General features: G+C 64.2%; 18 protein-coding genes and 1 pseudogene. 10 read left to right on the top strand and 9 right to left on the bottom strand.

Annotation, left to right across the window (positions count from 1 at the left end):
- A partial coding sequence (locus tag IVB41_RS35900; RefSeq protein WP_407062482.1) for a hypothetical protein occupies window positions 1–180 on the bottom strand: 180 nt, incomplete at its 3' end.
- Window positions 181–316: 136 nt separating this feature from the next.
- On the opposite strand from IVB41_RS35900, the pseudogene IVB41_RS10675 reads away from it, so the two are divergent.
- Window positions 317–916: pseudogene (locus tag IVB41_RS10675) on the top strand (HAD family hydrolase); the annotation flags it as partial.
- A gap of 267 nt (window positions 917–1,183) precedes the next feature.
- Window positions 1,184–2,020, top strand: a complete 837-nt coding sequence (locus IVB41_RS10680) for a DUF72 domain-containing protein (protein ID WP_247430760.1) — start codon at window positions 1,184–1,186, stop codon at window positions 2,018–2,020.
- A 382-nt stretch (window positions 2,021–2,402) separates the two neighbouring features.
- Here IVB41_RS10680 and IVB41_RS10685 read toward each other — a convergent pair whose 3' ends face one another.
- Window positions 2,403–3,356: a MobA/MobL family protein gene (locus IVB41_RS10685; RefSeq protein WP_247430765.1), complete on the bottom strand. Its 954-nt coding sequence runs from the start codon at window positions 3,354–3,356 to the stop codon at window positions 2,403–2,405.
- A gap of 420 nt (window positions 3,357–3,776) precedes the next feature.
- Between IVB41_RS10685 and IVB41_RS10690 the strand changes: the two genes are divergently transcribed.
- Together IVB41_RS10690 and IVB41_RS10695 are read left to right on the top strand one after the other, a co-directional pair.
- A complete protein-coding gene (locus IVB41_RS10690; protein ID WP_247430768.1) occupies window positions 3,777–4,103 on the top strand; it encodes a hypothetical protein in 327 nt (108 codons plus the stop codon).
- A 169-nt stretch (window positions 4,104–4,272) separates the two neighbouring features.
- Entirely contained in the window at window positions 4,273–4,500 is a 228-nt protein-coding gene (locus IVB41_RS10695; protein WP_247430771.1) for a hypothetical protein, read from the top strand.
- A gap of 42 nt (window positions 4,501–4,542) precedes the next feature.
- Here IVB41_RS10695 and IVB41_RS10700 read toward each other — a convergent pair whose 3' ends face one another.
- Window positions 4,543–5,805, bottom strand: coding sequence for an ROK family protein (locus IVB41_RS10700; RefSeq protein ID WP_027568730.1), 1,263 nt, complete (start codon window positions 5,803–5,805; stop codon window positions 4,543–4,545).
- Between the two features lie 255 nt (window positions 5,806–6,060).
- Here IVB41_RS10700 and IVB41_RS10705 point away from each other — a divergent pair, with 255 nt between their 5' ends.
- From IVB41_RS10705 to IVB41_RS10720, 4 genes are all read left to right on the top strand, one after another.
- The gene (locus tag IVB41_RS10705; protein WP_247430774.1) at window positions 6,061–7,026 is read left to right on the top strand and encodes a sugar-binding protein; all 966 of its coding nucleotides are present in this window, start codon (window positions 6,061–6,063) and stop codon (window positions 7,024–7,026) included.
- A 51-nt stretch (window positions 7,027–7,077) separates the two neighbouring features.
- Window positions 7,078–8,604 (top strand): sugar ABC transporter ATP-binding protein, encoded by a 1,527-nt coding sequence (locus IVB41_RS10710; RefSeq protein WP_247430777.1) that lies wholly within the window; start codon window positions 7,078–7,080, stop codon window positions 8,602–8,604.
- Entirely contained in the window at window positions 8,601–9,662 is a 1,062-nt protein-coding gene (locus IVB41_RS10715) for an ABC transporter permease (protein WP_247430780.1), read from the top strand. Before IVB41_RS10710 ends, IVB41_RS10715 begins: the two co-directional genes overlap by 4 nt.
- Before the next feature lie 136 nt (window positions 9,663–9,798).
- The gene (locus IVB41_RS10720) at window positions 9,799–11,148 is read left to right on the top strand and encodes a carbohydrate porin (protein ID WP_027568734.1); all 1,350 of its coding nucleotides are present in this window, start codon (window positions 9,799–9,801) and stop codon (window positions 11,146–11,148) included.
- Window positions 11,149–11,297: 149 nt separating this feature from the next.
- Here IVB41_RS10720 and IVB41_RS10725 read toward each other — a convergent pair whose 3' ends face one another.
- On the bottom strand, window positions 11,298–12,185 hold the full coding sequence (locus IVB41_RS10725; protein WP_247430783.1) for a VOC family protein: 888 nt from the start codon (window positions 12,183–12,185) through the stop codon (window positions 11,298–11,300).
- Between the two features lie 165 nt (window positions 12,186–12,350).
- Here IVB41_RS10725 and IVB41_RS10730 point away from each other — a divergent pair, with 165 nt between their 5' ends.
- Window positions 12,351–13,538, top strand: a complete 1,188-nt coding sequence (locus IVB41_RS10730) for a CaiB/BaiF CoA-transferase family protein (RefSeq protein ID WP_027568736.1) — start codon at window positions 12,351–12,353, stop codon at window positions 13,536–13,538.
- Here IVB41_RS10730 and IVB41_RS10735 read toward each other — a convergent pair.
- On the bottom strand, window positions 13,535–14,320 hold the full coding sequence (locus IVB41_RS10735; protein WP_247430787.1) for a DUF72 domain-containing protein: 786 nt from the start codon (window positions 14,318–14,320) through the stop codon (window positions 13,535–13,537). The genes IVB41_RS10730 and IVB41_RS10735 overlap by 4 nt on opposite strands.
- Before the next feature lie 93 nt (window positions 14,321–14,413).
- On the opposite strand from IVB41_RS10735, the gene IVB41_RS10740 reads away from it, so the two are divergent.
- Window positions 14,414–14,629: a hypothetical protein gene (locus tag IVB41_RS10740; RefSeq protein ID WP_007607539.1), complete on the top strand. Its 216-nt coding sequence runs from the start codon at window positions 14,414–14,416 to the stop codon at window positions 14,627–14,629.
- 6 nt (window positions 14,630–14,635) lie between these two features.
- On the opposite strand, the gene IVB41_RS10745 is transcribed toward IVB41_RS10740, so the two are convergent.
- The 4 genes from IVB41_RS10745 to IVB41_RS10760 all read right to left on the bottom strand — a co-directional run bounded on the left by IVB41_RS10745 (window position 14,636) and on the right by IVB41_RS10760 (window position 19,523).
- Window positions 14,636–15,784 carry an amidohydrolase gene (locus IVB41_RS10745; protein WP_247430790.1) on the bottom strand — a complete coding sequence of 383 codons (1,149 nt, stop codon included), beginning with the start codon at window positions 15,782–15,784 and terminating at the stop codon, window positions 14,636–14,638.
- A gap of 104 nt (window positions 15,785–15,888) precedes the next feature.
- A complete protein-coding gene (locus tag IVB41_RS10750; RefSeq protein WP_247430793.1) occupies window positions 15,889–16,977 on the bottom strand; it encodes a mandelate racemase/muconate lactonizing enzyme family protein in 1,089 nt (362 codons plus the stop codon).
- 74 nt (window positions 16,978–17,051) lie between these two features.
- A complete protein-coding gene (locus IVB41_RS10755) occupies window positions 17,052–18,245 on the bottom strand; it encodes a M20/M25/M40 family metallo-hydrolase (RefSeq protein ID WP_247430796.1) in 1,194 nt (397 codons plus the stop codon).
- A 24-nt stretch (window positions 18,246–18,269) separates the two neighbouring features.
- Complete coding sequence (locus tag IVB41_RS10760; RefSeq protein WP_247430799.1) at window positions 18,270–19,523, bottom strand: MFS transporter; 1,254 nt, start codon at window positions 19,521–19,523, stop codon at window positions 18,270–18,272.
- Window positions 19,524–19,574 lie beyond the last annotated feature (51 nt).

Here is a 19,574-nt window from a genome sequence, read left to right on the forward strand (position 1 = left end):
GATTTCCGCAAGGACAATGGTCCCGGCATCAAAAAGGTCTGCGCGCGCTTCGTCGAGGTGTGCCGCAAGATGGGCTTGCTCGCGACAGCCAGCGTTGCGATCGACGGCAGCAAATTCAAAGCAGTCAATAATCGCGATAAGAACTTCACGCGCGGCAAAGTCGAGCGGCGGCGCACGCAATTGGAGGAGAGTGTTGCGCGCTATCTCGCTCAGCTCGATACCGCCGACCGGCAGGAGCCGTCGGAAACACTGGAGTTAAAAAAGACGCGGATCAAAGAACGGCTCAAAAATCTGACCGGTCGATCTTCACGCCCTCGCCTGGCACGAAGCGATGGTGAAGTTCGGCCACGACGTCAACTTCGAGCAGGCTCGCAACCAGATCGGCAAAGGAGGAGACCAGCTTATTCCGGTCTTTCTGTCCGCCGAGGAGCAGCGAGACCACGGCAAGGAAATGGAGGAGTGGCGCGGCAATCGCTTCAAGACTGCATATCTGCTGCTTGTCCGCCCGTTCTCGGCAGTCCCAGATTTATTGCGCCGGATTAGTCACGCCGGCATTCGGGTGGCCGTCGCTTCGTCGGCGAAGAAGGATGAACTCGCCAAGTATCTCGATATAGCAGGCGTCATCGATATGGTGGATGCCACCACTTCTTCCGACGACGTCGAACAATCCAAACCCGCCCCGGATGTCTTCGACACCGCTCTCGAGAAACTCGGGATCAAAGCCAGCGATGCCGTGGCGGTCGGGGACACGCCCTACGACGCTATCGCGGCGGGAAAGGCCGGGATCGCCACGATCGGAGTTCTATGCGGCGGGTTCACTGAGGAGAGCCTGCGCCAGGCCGGATGCGCGGAAATAAATACCGGCCCCGCCGGCCTGTTCGCCTGCTTCGAAAGCTCTTTGCTGGCGAGTAAGTGACCTTCTTGCGACGCGCTCGCGCTGACCGCCGCCAAGGGTTCGTAGCCCGCCGGCGAGCGCTTAGTGCTGGACCTTCGCTGCGCCCTTGGTGGCCGCGGGAACTAGGCCGGCCGGGCTCTGTTGATGCGCAGCGGTACGCGTGTTCGGGGTTGGGCCGCTCCGCCGAGCGGCCAAAAGCCCCTTCGCTTCAGGCGGCATTTTCACAACTTCACAGGGATGAGCCGCACCTTTGGCGTAACAGCTTTGAGCAAGTCCGGACGGAGCCACATGATAGAGGAGGACGATGTCAAGGCTGTGCGGCTCGGCACGGCCGGATGGAATGTTCCTCGAAGCTGCAAGGAAAGGGTTGGCGGAACAGGCAGCCATCTTGAGCGCTATGCGAAATTGCTGAACGCTACCGAGATCAACTCGTCGTTTCATAAACCGCACCGCCGTTCGACCTATCAGAAGTGGGCAAACGCGACGCCGGATGACTTCCGCTTTTCGGGAAAGGTGCCGAAGTCCGTCACTCATTCCCCACAGCTTGCGCTGACTGAACTCGACCGGTTCATCGAAGAGAGCGCCGGACTTGGTTCGAAGCTAGGGGTCTTGCTCGTTCAGTTTGCGCCGCGCAGAATTTTCGTCGAGTCCGAGGCTGAATTGCTGTTCAGCGCACTGCGGGATAGAAGCTCAGCCGCTCTCGCTTGTGAGCCACGTCACACCAGCTGGTTCTCGGACGAGGTCGGTGCTTGGCTCAGCGAGCGTCGGATTTGCCGCGTCGCTGCGGATCCCGCGCGGGCGCCCGACGCCGACCTGCCGGGCGGGTGGCCAAGTCTGCGTTATTTTCGACTGCATGGAGCCCCGCGCATTTACCACTCCGCGTACGACGGTGCGTTTCTTCGGACGTTGAAGACGCGGCTCGATGCTGCGTCTTCGTCTGGCGAGACTTGGTGCATCTTGGACAACACCGCCGCCGGAGCCGCGCTTGAGAACGCACTCGACTTGCTTCACGGGCCCTGGTCGGCTGACTTGGACGGCGGAGCGCCGGCCGCGCCCGCCGGGAATGGCACGGAACGGAGCGCCACTCGCTATTTGCCCTATTCGGCTAGACGTTGCCCATCATGATAAGAATTTTGATCAGGAGGACCATGCGGAAGAGGCAGCGAAGGAAGCGGTTCTGACGGAAGGCTCCCAGCGGCAGCTTTGGCTCCAGCTCGCGCAAGCTTGGCTGGAACTTGCCCGATCCGTTTCCATGGCGGTGCGACAGGGCAGCCGAACCATTCGAGATCCGCCGGGCACTCCGGGCAGATGTCGCCAATCGAATTCTGGATATCGCGCAGCTCGGCCACGGCTTGCTCCGGAGAGACGCTGGGCACTTCATTGCGCCTTGGCAAGCCGATCGCAAATGGCCGACGCTTCCGCAACCTTTTCGGCTGATTTTAAAGTATGTGCAGCGCCTGGCGGAGGAGGGTGGCCCTTTCGCTCTGCGGCTCGTCGATGTCGACGGTCACGGTCCGTATCTCAAACCCGGAAGGTCAAGGTCCGTCGCGACGTCGGCAAGCGCCTCCGTTCTAGCCATCTGCCGGTGAGCGCCGCGCTTTGCGTGGGACTGGCCTTTGAAGACATATCGGGGCACATCCGGTGGCGCAGCCAAGCGAGGTTCCGCAACAGAGGTCCTCTTGGCCTCGGCGCGAGCCAGCTCGAGTTCACGCTCGAGTTCGGCGCATTCGGCCTCCAGGCGAGCGACCTCGATACGCGCTGCGCGCTCCTTATCGCGCTGCTCCATCGCCGGGGTCTTCTGGCCGGTGCGTTGATAGTGAAGGATGTGCCAGTGCGGTAGGCGGACTTCGGCCGGGGGCAACCCGCGCTCGGCATTGGAGCGAGGGTCAACCTGACAATCCAAGCCTTTCATGCGGCAAAACTCGTTCAACATCTCCGCGACCTTGTAGCGGATGGCTTTGGCAGCCCCGTGAAAAATCTTGTTCCAGTGGCGCGCCTTTTTGCGCGAAAACTCTCCCTCTACGATCTCGCGCATCGTGGCCATGAAGTGGGCGTGCGGATTGATGTCGCCGTCGGTCGCCATCGGACAGTGAATGCCCACCTGCACGGTCATGCCGTGAACAACGAAAGCGCGGGCTACATGTCGTGCAAGCTCCTCCCAATGCTTTTTTGGAATGGAACGCGGGATGGTCAGTTCGAACAGACGCGCTTCCTGAGCATCCGCCCGCTTTTCCGCTGCGACTGCGCGCTTCCACAATTGACTACAGTCGGCGGCCCAGGACGGCGCGCCTACCGGCGTCACGACGAAAGCGGCAACAACGTCATTTCGCTTTGAAAAGTCCACGACTGACCCGTCGGCGAGGCGCGCCGTGCCGCCGCACACATAGGCGGAATGGCATAGCGCGTCGCCGCCTTGCGAACGTTGCACCAAACCCATATCGAAGCCGAGGCTGCTGGCCATGTGAGAACCCGATGTATAGATGAAGCGCGCTGCTGATGCCGGGGCAAGCTAAGCCCGCCGGCAGCAAACTCAAAGCCGACCCCGCCAAGCAACAGCAACGGGCGTGCGAAGTGACGGCGCCGGCTCCAGGTTCGTGGGGTATCCGTCCGAGCTGCTCCCGAGCAACCCTCGGGCTGTACGTCGAGGCCCGGCAGGAGGGGCCGAGCCGGGCGGAAGCCGTCCGCTACTCGCGATAGGCTGCCCTTGGAAAGGGCAATCGGCGTCGCGGTCTGCGAGCGGCGCTCGCTTCCGGTTGTCGTTTTCGGGAGAAATGCCGTCGGCATGGTCGCCAAGAAACGTCTTTGCGAGAGGGGGGCCTTCCACCTTGCCGGTCAGCTGGATAATTAAGTGCTCCGGTAATCATCCTACAGGAGTCAACCCATGTCCGGCTTCCCCCGCCCCGTACCTAAACATACCGTGGTCAACAAAGATTCCGAGCAGCGCGAACTGCCGCGCAGCCGGGTCGAGATTGCGGAGGAACGCCTCAAGGCTACGCGCCGCCGGCTGGCTATTAGCAAGCGTCAGCTCCGCAACGCCTCGGTGCGAGAGCAGGGCATTCGCGACGGCGAGGTGGGGCGAGCGGTGTGGCGTTTGATCGAACAGGCCGAGCTGGGGGATGCTGTGATTGATCAGATCCGCACCAAGCTGCGCGGCCGTCTGACCCCGGCGCAGGCCGCCGCTTTCCGCGGCACCATCTTCGAGCAGTAGCGCCTAGAAAGCCGTGTGACCGGACGCCCACCGCCCCGCGTACTGTTTCCGCTCTCTGAGCGACGGTCCTTCGGTTAGGGCCCCGCGCCTCCAGCCGTCGTTTCCGCCGACGTGGAGGCCATGCCAAGGCCGCCGGCCCATAGCCTGCTGCTCTCGCCACGCATCAGCGGTGTTGCTGGTCATCGTGAGCGTCAACAAGTGCAGCTGCTTGAAGTCATTCCGCTCCGTCAATTGCATTGCATCGACGATTGGTTTCATCGCAACGGTGCAGTTCATAACGCCGATCATTGGCACCTTGATGCTGGAGCACGTGGGTGCTACACATCAGCTTGATGTCGCCCGAATTCGTCTAATCTTTCAGGTAGTTGGCCTCGGCGGCCACGCGGCTGAAATCTGAGTGGGGTCCCTCCCGCCCCAGCCAGCGCTTAGCTCGCGGCGCTTACTCGGTCGCTTCCATGTGGTTTTGGTCGACGACCCGCAGCGTCCGTCGCACCATGCCCTCGACAATGACCGCCGACTCGCTTGGACGCAGATGGATCGCCGTGGACCTGAGCAGCCATGGCAACACCGCCTGCTCGAGCCGCTCCTCATAGGCGTGGCGCATCATGTCGAAGGCCATCAAGCCTGGACCCGCCAGGATGACGTGGTGCGGTCGCAGCACCGATATCGTTGCAGCGACGGCCTCGGCGAGCGCGCGACCCGCCTGCAGGAATAGGTGCTCGAGACGTGGATCTCCGCCCAGTGCGCGCTCGCGTAGCAAGGCCATCTGTCCCTCGGACGGCTGCTGCGAGTCCGCCGGCGGCAGATCGAGAAAGGTGCGGGCGTCGCGGTAGAGCGCATAATCAGCAAGATAAGCCTCGATACAGCCGCGCTGGCCGCAACGGCATTGCGGGCCGTCCGGCGCCAGCTTGACATGGCCGATCTCGCTGCCGGCGCCCCAGCGTGCTTCACCATCGGCAACGACGCCCATCCCGATGCCGTGACCGACCATGATCGTGGCCGAGAGGCCTTCCGCCAATGCCGGTTCGGCGGCCGTGAGGGCGAGCGCGACCGCGACAGCGTCGTTCGCCATCACGACCTCGACCCCGAACGCCTGACGTATCGGCGTCGCCAGATCGACTTCGGTGATCGACAGCGCGGGACTCCACAGCGTCGTGCCGGTGTCGACGTTCACGATGCCTTGCAGCGCGATCCCGATTCCCAATAGCCGATGGCGCGGCGTCTCCGTCGCATCGAGCAGCGCATTGATCTGCGCGATCACGAGATCGCGCAGCGCGCCTGCATCGAGCGCGCGCGTCGACAGTGCAAGTCGCGACTGCGCCACGCCGGAGCCCCGGAAATCCGCGATCAGCGTCTCGATCAGGTTCATGCGCACGGAGATCGCGACGATGCGCCCGAACTCCGGGTTCAGGGTCAGCAGCACGGCCGGCCGGCCGCGGCGACGGCCATTCGGTCCGTCCGCATCCTCTTCCTCGCCGTCTTCGGACCAGGGGGTTGCCGCCGTCTCGGTCTCGCACAGCAGCTCTTCCGCGATCAGCCGCGACGTCAGGCCGGAAACGGCCGGGAAGCTCAGGCCAGTACTCCGGGCGAGCGCCACGCGTGGCAGCGGCCCCTGGCGTCGCAAGACGTCGACGAGACGGCCGCGGTTGGATTCACGGGCCGTGTTCGACACGCGTCTGGACGGCTCAATTTGGTCAACCATGCTGCCTCTTTAATTCATCACGTAAATTTAATGGAGAGGACGAGATGCCCGTGTGACCGGAAAAGCACAATCGGATTCGGTTTTCAGCAGCCATATTTACTATTATCGTACCATCTGTACTATTTAGACTTGAAGAAGGGGCAAGTACATCCTGATCCGGCTGGTTTGCCCCGCGGCATTTGTTCGCGACGTAAATAAAAGATGGCGCATAAGCGCTGTGAAACCCCTGAACCGGGGTGACCAAGGGAGGTGTACATGAACGGATCGATGAAGAAACTCATGGTGTCGCTGTTTGCGACCGCAGCTGCGCTGGCCGTCGCTACGGGGGCGGCGCAGGCCCAGCAGAAAAAGACCATCGCGCTGGTGACCAATGCCGCGGCCGATTTCTGGACCATCGCCGGCCGAGGGCTCGAAAAGGCTCAGAAGGAGCACCCGGAATACGACATCCAGTTGATCGTTACCAACGAGGCGACCGCGGCAGGCCAGCGGCGCGAGCTGGACGACCTGCTGGTGCGCGGCGTCGCCGGTATCTCGATCTCGGTCGACGATGCGCCGCACGCAACCGAAGAGCTCAACAAGGTTGCGGCCAAGACCGTGTTGATCACGACGGATAGCGACGCGCCGCAGAGCAATCGGCTCGCCTATATCGGCACCGACAACGTCGCAGCCGGGCGGCAGGCGGGCGAAGAGATCAAGAAGGCGCTGCCGAACGGCGGCAAGATCGCGCTGTTCGTCGGCACGATGGACGCGGACAATGCCCGCGAGCGGGTGCAGGGTATCAAGGACGCGATCGCCGGCACCAAGGTCGAGCTGGTCGACGTGTTCACCGACCAGGTGGACTTCGCCAAGGCCAAGGCGAACATGGAGAACGTGCTGGTCAAATATCCCGACATCGCGCTGTTGTCCGGGCTTTGGAGCTACGAGACGCCGCTGATCTATGACGCGGTCAAGGCGGCGGGCAAGGCCGGCAAGGTGAAGATCGTCGGTTTCGACGAGGACCAGCGCACGCTGCGGGGTGTTTCCGACGGCACGATCGAGTCGACGGTGGTGCAGCAGCCCTACGAGTTCGGCTATCTCTCCGCCACCAACATCATCAAGACGCTGAACGGCGACAAGTCCTGGATCCCGGCGGGCGGCAAGCTAATCGTGCCGACCAAGGTAATCAGCAAGGCCAACGTCGCGGCGTTCACCGCAGACATGAAGAACCTCCTCAAGAAGTGAGTATCAGGCGCCCGGCGGCACGGCCGCCGGGCGTCGTGCGGGAGGAAATGAATGGCGGAAATCCTGTTCGAACTCGCCGGGATCAGCAAATCCTATCCCGGGGTCATGGCCCTCGATGACGTCAGTTTGCGCGTGGATCGCGGCGAGGTCGTGGGCCTGATCGGCGAGAACGGCGCCGGCAAGTCGACGCTGATGCGCGTGCTGGGCGGCGTGATCGCGCCGAGCGAGGGCGTGATCCGCATCGGCGGCACCGACCACGCACGTGTGACGGTGACCGAGGCGACGCAGGCCGGCATCGCCTTCGTGCACCAGGAACTGAACCTGTTCGAAAATCTCGACGTCGCCGCCAACGTGTTTATCGGGCGCGAGAAGCTGATGGGCGGGCCGCTGAAGCTGGTGGACAATGCCGAGATGCGTGATCGCGTGACGCCGCTGCTGGAGCGGCTGGGTGCCGATTTCGCACCGGATACGCTGGTCGAAGACCTCTCCATCGCCGAGCGTCAAATGGTGGAGATCGCCAAGGCGCTCTCGATCGACGCCCGCGTGATCATCATGGACGAGCCGACCTCCAGCCTGACGATTTCGGAGACGGAACGGCTGCTGGAAGTGATTGCCGATCTGAAGGCGCACGGAATTTCGGTGATCTATATCTCTCACCGGCTCGGCGAGATCATGACCTGCGCTGACCGCGTCGTTGTTCTGCGCGACGGACGCACTGTTGGCGAGTTGGCGCGGGACCAGCTGAGCCACGCCGCAATGATCCGGCTGATGATCGGCCGCGACCTGAAAGCGCTGCATACCCCGCCGAAACAGGCGCCGCAGCCGGGCGGCTGCGATATCGTCGGCGTCGTAACATCAGCCTTCCCCGACCGGCAGGTTGATCTTTCCGTGCGGCATGGCGAAATCCTGGGCCTGGCGGGGCTCGTGGGCGCCGGCCGCACCTCTCTTGCCCGCGCAGCGTTTGGCATTGACCCGCTGCTGGGAGGCCAGATCAGGATCGACAACGCACCGGTCGCTGTCGCATCGCCACGCGACGCGATCAGCCAAGGCATCTATCTGGTGCCGGAGGACCGCAAGAAATCCGGGCTCGTGCTGGAATTGCCGATCCGCGAGAACATGACGCTGGCGAGCCTGTTGGATCATGCGCGGATGTGGCTGGTCAGCGGCGCAGCCGAGCGCAAGGTCGCGAAAGAGCAGGTCAGGCGCCTCTCCATCAAGGCGCCAAGCATCGACATGGAGGTGGTGACGCTCTCCGGCGGCAACCAGCAGAAGGTCGTGCTGGGCAAATGGCTGTCCATGCAGCCGCGCGTGATGTTCTTCGACGAGCCGACCCGCGGCATCGACGTCGGCGCCAAGGGCGAGATCTACGCGTTGATGCGCGAGCTTGCCGACCAGGGCGTCGCGATCGTGATGATCTCGTCGGACATGGAGGAAGTCATCGGCGTCTCCGACCGCGTGGCGGTGATGCATGAAGGCAGCGTCAGCGGCGTGCTCGAGCGGGAGCAGTTCAGCGAATACAACGTATTGCGACTGGCCATGGGCCAGGCGCTCGAAACCGCGGAAGCGGTCGCGCCATGATCAGGAAAGAGCTCGGTCTGGGATTGCTGCTGGTGGTGATCGCCGCCATCACGGGCGCGATCAATCCCGCCTTCCTGTCGCTGGTGAACCTCTTGAACATGGCCAATCTGATTGGCCTGTTCGGTGTGTTCGCGCTCGGCGAGGGGCTCGTGATCATCACCGGCGGCATCGACCTGTCGCTCGGCTCGATGTTTGCGCTGCTCGGCGTCGTGTTCGTCGACCTTCTGACGACCTACGAGGTGCCGTGGCCCCTGGCGCTCGTGGCCGTGCTGCTGGGCGGGCTGGTGCTTGGCGGCATCCAGGGGTTCCTGATCACCCGGCTGAAGATGCAGCCCTTCATCGTGACGCTGTGTGGGTTGCTGATCTATCGCGGCGCCGCCCGCTACTACACGAGCGATTCGACCCGCGGCTTCGGTTACGGCGACGAGGCGGCGACACTGAGCAACATCGCCTCGGGCAATGTGGCGGGAATCCCGAACACCTTCATCCTCCTGATCATCCTTGCGCTGATCCTCGGCGTACTGCTGCACCGCTCGGTCTACGGGCGCTGGCTTTATGCCGTCGGCAAGAACGAGGAAGCCGCGCGCTTCTCGGGCATCAACACAAACTTCGTGATCGCAACCGCCTATATCATCAGCGGCGGGCTCGCCGGAGTTTCGACGGTCTTGTTCGTGTTCTACACGAACTCGGTCTCGCCGAGCTCCTTCGGCAATTTCTACGAGCTCTACGCGATCGCGGCCGCCGTCCTGGGCGGGTGCAGCTTGCGCGGCGGCGAGGGGTCTATTCTCGGCATCGTGCTGGGCACGGCGCTGCTGCAGGTGTTGCAGAACCTGGTGAATATCCTGGGCATTCCCAATTCGCTGAATTTCGCGGTGATGGGCACGGTCATTCTGATCGGCGTGTTGGCGGATCAGCAATTGCAGGCGCGACGGCGGCGCAAGCAGGCACTGGCCGGCGTCGCCCGCGCCGTGCCGAAATCGACATTGGCCGATCAAGTCCAAGGCGCGTCACCGCGCGCCGCGGATGCGTTGCCGGCGAGAACGGGTGATCGGGCATGACGGATCCAGGCTCCAGTTGACACAAGGCTGCCTGGTCGGCGGCCGCTGGGGAGGGAGTGCGTTCCAGGCTCGAGGGCTTTGGGCAGGGACGTGAGGCGAAACAAGCAAAGCCTGAGACGGCGGGAGGACGAGTAAAATGTTGCGCAGGTTTATAAACACCGCAGGGGTGTGCGGTGTGGGGATTGCTTTCTCATCGCTGTTTTGCGGTGGAGTATATGCGGCCGATTTTTCGACGAAAGCTGCACCTGTTCCGTATGGTACGGCTGACGATTTCTGGACGCGGCCGTATCTGTTCGGCGATCTCGGCAGGACCAAGCTAAAGGAACAGGGCATCGAGCTGGGCCTGACGCTCGGCAACGAATCCGTCGGCAACCTCTCGGGTGGAAGCAGGAACACCGCAGCCAACGCCGGTCAGTTGTGGTTCGGCGCGAAGCTGGATATGGGAAAACTCGCCGGCATCCCCGGCGGCACCGTCGGTCTCACGCTGGTCGACCGCTTCGGCAAGAACCTGAATACCGAAGCGGACATTCCCGCCTTGCAGCTGACCAACGAAGTGTTCGGCCGCGGCAATATTCTGCGCCTGACGCAGCTCTATTACTCGCAGAAGCTTTTCGATGACCGCCTTGAACTCAAGGGCGGCCGTCTTCCGGTCGGCTCCGACTTCTTCTTCGGGCTGTGCGAGTTCATCAACCTGACCTTCTGCGGCGGTCAGCCCGGCAACATCCAGGGTGGCTACATCTACAATTGGCCGGTGAGCCAGTGGGCCGGTGTCGTGCATTACAAGATCGCGCCGGAATTCACGGTGTCGGTCGGTGTCTACGATGCCAATCCGGGTTACCTGACGACGTCAGACCCGGGCGTCTACTTCCTGCCCGGCATTCCCGCCTCGAATCGCGCCAGTGGCGTGATGGTGCCGGTGGAGTTGGTCTGGGCGCCGAAGGGCCCCTTGACCGGGACCTGGAGACTTGGCGGCTGGTACGACAGCGCCTCCTCCATTGATGGCGGTCTTCCGGGTGTTATCAGCACCATCCCGGGCGTCGGTGGCGTCCCGGATCAAAATATTAGTGATCAACGCGGCCGCTTCGGCGTTTACGAGTCGATCCTGCAGCGGTTGACCGTCGAGGGTCCGGGCGCGCAGGGTTGGTATACCTTCCTCAATACCACCGTCGCCGATCATCGGACCTCGTACCAGGATTACCAGATCGCCCTGGGCTTCAGGCATACCGGAACGTTCTCGTGGCGTCCCCAGGACGAAGTCGGCTTCGCGGTGGGAACGACCCACGTGAACACGGCTGCCCTCAGTCCCAACGCCGGCGGCAACGAAGTGCCGCTCGAAGTCTGGTACGGATGGCAGGCGACCGGCTGGCTGAACCTCAAGTTCGACGCCCAGTATGTCATCAATCCCGGTGGGCGCGGCTACAACGCGGTGGGCGTGAAGACCGACAACGCCGTGGTTCTTGGCATGCGCACCGAGGTCCACTTCTGACGGGACGCTCACCCGTCTGATGCGAAAGGTGGGGCATGCCCGTCCCACCGGAGCGCACAACATGTGGCGGCTCCACTCAGCGGAGCCGCCCGGCCGCGACTTCGGTCATTACGACGTTGCTGCGGCCAGGCGCGGGACTTGGTGATCACCTATCCCTCGTACTGGTCCGGTCCCATCGCCCAAAGCGATTGATCGTGGCCGGATGCGTAGTTGCGATTGTTCAGCGCCGGATTGCGATTGACCATCGGCCGCATGAACATCGGATGGGTTGCGCTGCGCACCTCGTGCTCGACCGTGAACAGCGGCTCGCCACTGTCGAGATCGACGATGTCGCAGAAGCGGTACTGATATTGATTGTCCTCGCGCGAGATCAGATCGCGCGCCAGCAGCTTGCGATAAGGGCCGGAGAAATCGGTGATGTACATCTGCACATGGTGGCCGTCATAGTCGCCTTGCGGCCGATCGGTCTCGCGAAACAACAAATGCTGGTCGCGGCCGGTCTTCACGGCGGCAACCGTGCCGTCGCCGTTCCGCAACTCGGATGGCATGCCAATGATCTCGGGGTAGAAGGCACAGATGCGCGGGGCGGATCCCACCGGCACGTCGAACTCGACATAGGGAATGCCGAGCGCGACGCGGCCGAAGCGCGCGGCGTCGGGCTCGTAGCAGCGCAAGCGGTTGCCCCACGGACAAATCGCCTCGACATGGTCGTTATGCTCGGTGAAGGCGAACGCGGTGCCCTCGAGCTTCTTCGCGACCGACGTCAATCGCGCCAGCAGCGCCTCGCGGCCCGCGATGACCAGCCCGACATGACCGCGCAGCACCTGCGGCCGGCCGCTCGGCAAATGAAACTGACTTCGTCCGGCGTTGATCCACATATTGGTGTCGGACACCATCAGATAGGGATCGCGGGTGAGCCCAAGGCCTGCGACATAGAACAGCGTGGCAAGCCGCTGGTCCGGGACCTGGATGTTGACGTGCTCGAAATGGATCGCGTTGCCGAGATCTTCTTGGGATCGATCGAATTGTTGCGGCATGGACAAGGCTCTGATCGGGGAGGGACAGGTCCATACTAGAGCACAATTTCCGCCAGTCGAAATGATTCGCCCGATCACTCTCGAGGGTGGACATGGTCTCCGTTGCCACCTTGCCGCAAATGCCAATCCCTGTAAGCTGACGAAAAGCACAAAGGAAAGAGATCGATGGGAGGGGTTCTGGACGGCGTCCGGGTTCTCGATTTCGGGCGCTATATCGCGGGGCCCTATTGCGCGACCTTGCTGGCCGAATTCGGCGCCGAGGTCATTCGCGTGGAGAAGCGCGACGGCAGCGAGGACCGCTTCGTGGCGCCGGTCGGCGAAAACGGCGAAGGTGCGCTGTTCCTTCAGGTCAACCGCAACAAGAAGTGCCTCACGCTCGATCCGATGAAGCCGGAAGGGCAGGAGGTGATGCGCCGCCTGATTGCGACCGCGGACGTGGTCGTCGCCAATCTGCCGCCGCAGACCTTGCGCGCGATGAAGCTCGACTACGACTCGCTGAAGGCGATCAAGCCGGACATCATCCTGACGACCGCCACCGCGTTCGGCGGGCCGGGGCCATGGTCCGACCGCGTCGGCTTCGACGGCGTCGGCCAGGTCATGTCGGGCTCGGTGTACATGACGGGCGCCGGCGATCCGCCCTACCGGGCCGCGGTCAACTGGGTCGATTTCGGGACCGCGCTGCATTGCGCGTTCGGCACGCTCGCCGCGCTGATCGAGCGCGGCAAATCCGGGCGAGGGCAGATCGTCGAGGGCGCATTGCTGGCAACCGCCTTGTCCTTCACCAACGCGACGCTGATCGAGCAGGCCGTCATCAACGTCAATCGGGTGCCGACAGGCAATCTCGGCCAGACCGCGGCGCCCGCCGACATCTACCGCACCAGGGACGGCTGGGTCCTGTGCCAGGTCACGGGGCATCCGCTGTTCAAGCGCTGGGCGAAACTGATGGGCGAGGAGGAGGTCTGGCTGAACGATCCGCGCTTTGCCGACGACATCAGCCGCGGCAACAACGGCCCTGTCATCAGCGAGCGGATGGCGCGCTGGTGCGCCGAGCGCACCACGCAGGAAGCCGTCGACACCCTGGGCAAGGCCATGATTCCGACCGGCCCCGTGCTGAGCCCGCAACAAGCGCTGGATCATCCGCACGTCCGCGCCGCCGGATTCATGCAGGACGTCGACTATCCAGGTCTGCCGAAGCCCGCACCGGTGGCGCGGGCCGCCGTCCGCCTGTCGGAAACGCCCGGCAAAATCGCGACGCGCCCGCCCACGCTCGGCGAGCATACCGATGTTATCCTGACCGAGCTCGGCTACGACAAGGCCGCGATCGCGGCGCTCCGGCAAGGCGGCATCGTCTAGCGGTGAACAATGGCACCTGCATGGCGGCTTGCCGTTGTGATCGCCGCGCTTTGCCGCAAGTTGAGCAATTGCTTCAACGCCCGGGCATCGGCGGGCGCCGCGCTCTTCTGGTCGTTGTCGAAATAGACGTAGACGTCGCAACCCTGTCGCTTCCAGGACTTGATGCGCCGCGCCCATTGCGCGAGCGTGGGTTTCGTATAGTGCCCGTGATAGCGCCCGCTTGGTCCGTGTCCGCGCACATAGACGAAATCCGCCGTGCGCTTCCACGGCGGGGGTGCGTCGTGATGGTCGGACAGGCACAGCGAGATGTTCTCGTCGGCCAGCATCCGCAAGATGCGCGGCTGATACCAGCTGGGATGACGGAATTCGAAACTGTAACGCCGCTTCCGCGACAACAGCTTGAAGAAGCCGGCGAGGCGGTCCGCGTCGGCTTCGAATTGCGGCGGCAGCTGGAACAGGATCGGGCCGGCCTTGCCGCCGAGCCGTGAGATGCGATCCTCGAGCAGCTCGAGGCTGTTCACCGAGCGATCCGACAGGCGCTTCCAATGCGTGATGAATTTCGAGGCCTTCCAGGCGAAGACGAAATCGCGGCCGGTCTGCTCTCGCCATCCCTTGACGGCCTCGGGCGTCGGGGTGCGGTAGAACACTCCGTTCAGCTCGGTGGTGTCGAACTGCCCGGCGTAATAGCTCAGCTGCTGCTTCAGCGTCACGCCCTCGGGAAAGAACGGGCCTCGCCAGGAGGCGTAATGCCAGCCGGAAGTTCCGATCAGAACGCGCGCCATGTTTGCAGTGTCCATCCGTTGCATTTGCCGGATGGGAACGTCCGTGCGGCCGATACGTTGCTCGTGAGCTTGATCAACGCAGGACCGGAACCGATGTACGCGCTGTTCGAAGGCAACAAGCAGATCGGCGACCCCTTTCCCTCCGAGAAGGAGGTGTGGGAAGCCGCCTTGATCGAGGGGCTGGTGACCGACGTGCCGGTCGCGGACGAGGAGGGCGGCAGGCTTCTGCCCGCCGGCTATCACGTCGCGCAGGTCGAGGAGACGTTCGAGCCGAAGCCGGGCTGGAAGCTGCCGCGCGAGATCTCCTGAGCGGGCCTAGTTCGAGGCCAGCGCCGCCTTGGCGACTTCTGCCATCCAGCCTGATGCCACCGGCAGGATCGCGTCGTTGAAATCATAGCGCGGGCCGTGCAGTTCGGCGCCGTCCCGCAATTCTCCGTTGCCGATCCAGACGAAGGCGCCGGGGCGCCGCGAGAGAAAGTGGGCGAAATCCTCGCCGGCCATGCTGGGCGCGAGGTCGCGCCGCAGCTCGGCCCGCACCTTGTCCGCGGCGAGGCGCGCGAGATCCGCCTCGGCCGGCGTGTTGATCACGACGCCGACGCCAATGACGATCTCGGGGGTCACCTTGAGGCCGAAGCTCGTGGCGATCCCGGCGCAGATCTGTTCGATCCGCGCCACGACCGTGTCCTTCACCGCATCGCGATGGTAACGCAGCGTGCCGCCGATCGAAACGCGTCCGGCGATCTGGTTGCGTGCCGTGCCGCCTTCGAGCGTGCAGAGCGAGAGCACGGCGGTGTCGAGCGGATCGACGCTGCGCGACACGATCGATTGCAGCGCCACGATCAAATGGCCGGCCGTCATCACCGGATCGCGGGTCAGATGCGGCATGCCGGCGTGCCCGGCGTGGCCGTCGATGGTGATGCTGACACGCCCGCCGGAGGCCATGACGACGCCGTCATGGACTGCGATGGTGCCGGCGGCAAGGCCCGGCCAGTTGTGAAATCCGAACACCCGCTGCATCGGAAAGCGCTCGAACAGCCCGGCCGCGACCATCGCGCGCGAGCCGCCATAACCTTCCTCGGCCGGCTGGAAGATGAAATCGACCGTCCCGCTCCAGCTGGTGTCGGCGGCGAGCAGCGCGGCGGCGCCGAGCAGCGAAGCGGTATGCCCGTCATGGCCGCAGGCATGCATCACACCGGGATTTTGCGAAGCGTAGGCGAGCCCCGTATCTTCGGTGATCGGCAGCGCATCCATGTCGGCGCGCAGGCCGACGCGGCCCTGGGCGTGCCCGCGCGTGAGGGTCGCGACGATGCCGTGGCCGCCGATGCCAGACATGAAGGGAATGCCGAGTTCGGTGAGCTTGTCCTGCACGAAGGCGGCGGTGGCTTTCTCCTGGAGGGACAGTTCGGGATGCGCATGCAAATGCTGGCGCCACGCGGTCAGTTTCTGGTGCAGCTCGGGTGTCAAGGCGGGAATCTCACAGCTTGTGTGTCGGCCTCAACACCATAGCCGAATAACCGCAGCTTGCATCAGGCGTCAGCGAATGCCTCGCGTGCAGCAACGCGTCCCGCCTACGCCGACAGCTTCGCCAACCCGTCCCAATCGAAGCTGATGCCGTGGCCGATACGGTCCGGCGCGAGCGCAGACCCGTCCTGCAGCACCAGCGGATGCTCGATATATTTGTCGAGCCCAAAACCGTGCGCCTCCAGATACGACCGGTTCGGGCAGGCCGCGAGCAGGTGCACGGTGATGTCGTGCGCGCCATGGCTGGTGACGGGCAGGTTGAACGCCTCCGCCAGCCGCGCGATCTTCATGAAGGCGGAGACGCCGCCGCAATTGGTGACGTCAGGCTCGGGATAGGACACCGCGCCCGCGACGATGTAGTTCTTGAACTCCCACAGCGAACGCAAATTCTCGCCCGCCGCGATCGGCACGCCACCGGCCTGCATGATGCGGACATGGCCCGCGACGTCGTCGGGAATGATCGGCTCCTCGAGCCAAGTGAGGTCGTAGGGTTGGAACGCCCGGGCGGCGCGGATCGCTTCCTCGACCGTCCATTTCATGTTGGCATCCACCATCAGCGGAAAGCCGTCGCCGAGATGCTGTCGCATCGCGGAGACCTTCGCTATGTCGGTTTTGAGATCGGGCCGGCCGACCTTCATCTTGATGGCGCGAAAGCCTTTGGCGAGATTGCCGTCGGTCTGCTCCAGCAGCGCCTCGACCGAGAGATCGAGGTCGATGCCGCCGGCATAGCAGGGCACGCGCGCATCGAACCCGCCGAGCAATCGATACAGCGGCAATTTCGCGCGCCGCGCCTTCAAATCCCACAGCGCGATGTCGAGTGCCGAAAGCGCCAGCACCGCCGGCCCGCCGCGGCCGCCGTAATGCAGCGCCCACCAGACCTGATGCCAGATCGCCTCGGTGTCATCGGCCTCGCGGCCCTCGACCAGCGGCGGGATTTCGCGCTTGAGGATGTCGGCGACGGCGCCGCCATTGCGCCCGACCGTGTAGGTGTAGCCGACGCCTTCGGCGCCATCGGCATCGTGGATGCGGCAGGTGATCAGCTCGAACGCCGCGATGTCGCCATGGGTCGAGTCGGAGAGCATGACGGGGAGGGGGATCCGGTAGAATCCGGTCTCGATGTTTGAAATGCGTGCCATGCGGCCTCCCTGCGTTTTCTTTGCAGGCTAGGCCGGCGCGCACCGTCCGGCAAGCGCGCGCCGTGCAAGGCAGCTCACCGCATCGTTGCGAGCTGCACGGCCAGCGCGCAGGCGCGATCGTATTCGTCCAGATTGATCCACTCGTCGACCGTGTGCACCTCATTCTGGCCGGCGCCGAAGGTCACGGTCGGAACACCGTGGCGGACCATCCAGTTGGCATCGAGGCCGCCATTGGCGGTGCGCACGTTCGGGGTGCCGCCGACGGCGGACACGGCCTCCACTGCGCGTTTGACGACGGGAAGGTTGTCCTTCATGCGGAACGGGAAGTAATCGGTCTCGGCCTTGAACTTGACCTTGCCGGACTTGCCTTGCGCGTTGGTGACCTTCTTGGCCGCCTTCTCGAACGCGGCCTTGTAGGCTTTCGTGATCTCCTTGAAGAATTTTCCGTCATGGCTGCGGCTTTCCCCGCGCACATGCACGTAGTCGGTGACGACATTGGTGGCATCGCCCGCAGGCCGCCCTTCGCCGCCGGTGACGGGGCCGACATTGCTGGTGCCTTGCTGCTTGCGCTTGACCACCTTGCCGAACCAGCCGCCGGCCTTCACATCGGCGAGCGCGAGGGCCATGATCATGGTCGAGGAGATGCCGCGCTCCGGCGCGACGCCGGCATGCGAGGCGCGGCCGAAGATTTCCACGGTCCAGCGGTCGGCACCCACGGCGCCGATGACGACGTTGGAGGCCGCGCCGCCGTCATAGTTGAACGCCATCACCGGCGAGCCGAGTTCGTCGAGCTTGACGTGGCGCGCGCCGTAGAGCCCGCTCTCCTCGCGCACGCAGAACAAAAGCGTGATCGGCGGATGATCGAGCTGCTGCTTTTCGAGCTCGGCGGCCAGCGTCACCAGCACGCCGCAGCCGCACCGGTTGTCGCCGCCGAGCGCGGTCTTGGCGTCATTGACGATCTTGCGACCCGACTTCTTCGGCTTGGCGCCGGCGCATAGCGGCACGGTATCCATGTGGGTCATGAACATGATGCGCGGCTGGTTGTGCAGCGCGCCGCGGCCGGGCAGGTCGACGATGAGGTTGCCGGTCTCGGTCGGCACCGGAATGCGGGTATTGGCGTCGTCGAGCCGGATCGCCTTCGCCGGCACGCCGCTCTCCTTCAGCGCGGCCGTGAGCTCACGCCCGATCGCCGCCTCCTGTCCTGTGACGCCCTCAACGGCGAGAAAGCGCATGAGGCGGTCGGTCGCGGCTTTGGTGTCGACAGGCATGAGATATCCCCTTGATGCAGGACTCTACTCTATCGCCGGTCTTGGCGAGGTGTAGACCAAAAAGATCAGAGCGCCGATGCCAAGCATGGCAGCCATGAAAAGCAGCACCGCCGGCAGCCCCGCGAACGCCGCCACCGCACCGGTGATCGACTGCATCAGCGCCGCGCCGAGGAAGAAGGCGAGATTGATCGCCGCGAGCGCCTTGCCTGCCACTTGCGCGTCGACCAGCTGCCGCGACATGCCGAACAGCAGCGGCTGCGCCGAGGTCGCCAAGCCGATGAGCACGAACAGCACCAGGTCGTATTGCGGTGGCATCACGGGGACGCCGAACAACACGGAGACCGCGTAGTGCGGCGCCCCTAGCGCCATCAGCGCCAGCAGCATTGCGCCGACCAGGTGCGTTCCCGCCACCAGCGCGCGGCGGCGGCCGATTCTGCGGTCGATCATGCCGACGAGAAGCGGACCGGCAATCATCGCCAGCGTGAACGCGCCGAGCTGGTTGCCGGCATCGACCCGCGACAATCCCTTGACCTGCATCAGCCACGGCCCGCCCCACAGGCCGCGCAGCACCAGCGAGGTCGCAAGCGACACCAGCGCCAGCGCGATCAGGCCGCGCAAGGGCCGCGACAGTCCCAACCTGAGCACCTCGATCATCTGCGACAGCGGCGAGGATTCGTCCTTGTGCTCGGCGGGCTGGCTCGGCACCAGGAGGAACACCGCGACCGCCACGGCGACGCCGCCGAGCGCCGAAATCCAGAACCCGGCGCGCCAGCCGTAAGTGTCGACCACGAAAGCGAGCGGGCTCGACGACAACAGCATGCCGATATTGCCGATCGAGAGGATCGCGCCCGACCACAGTCCGAAGCGCGCGGCCGACAATTGCTTGGCCGCCAACGTCATCGGGCACATCAGCATGCCGGAGGTGGCGACGCCCAGCAGCACCTGACCGACCGCGAAGCTTTCGGGTCCCGACGCAAAGCCGGACGCGATGGCGCCGACCACGGTTCCCGCGAGCAGGCTCAGCGACACCGGCCGCACGCCAAAGCGATCCATCGCCGCACCGACCGGGATCTGCGCAGCCGCAAACGCGAACGGGTAGACCGAGGTGAGGCTCGCCAGCGCCTGGGGTTCGATGCCGAAATCGGCCGCCATCAGGTCGAGGCTGACGGCGGGAATGGTACGCAGCAAGGTCGAGAGCATGTGCCCGCAGGCCAGCGCAAGCAGCGCAAAGATCAGCGCGCGGGTGGCTCCCGCGTCGTGGGTGGCGGCGGTGGTCATGGGCGTTGCGTCCCGAGAAGGTTTCGGGTGGGGTTACATGATTGGCGGGTG

This window comes from Bradyrhizobium sp. 44 (assembly GCF_023073095.1).
Taxonomy (GTDB): Bacteria; Pseudomonadota; Alphaproteobacteria; order Rhizobiales; family Xanthobacteraceae; genus Bradyrhizobium.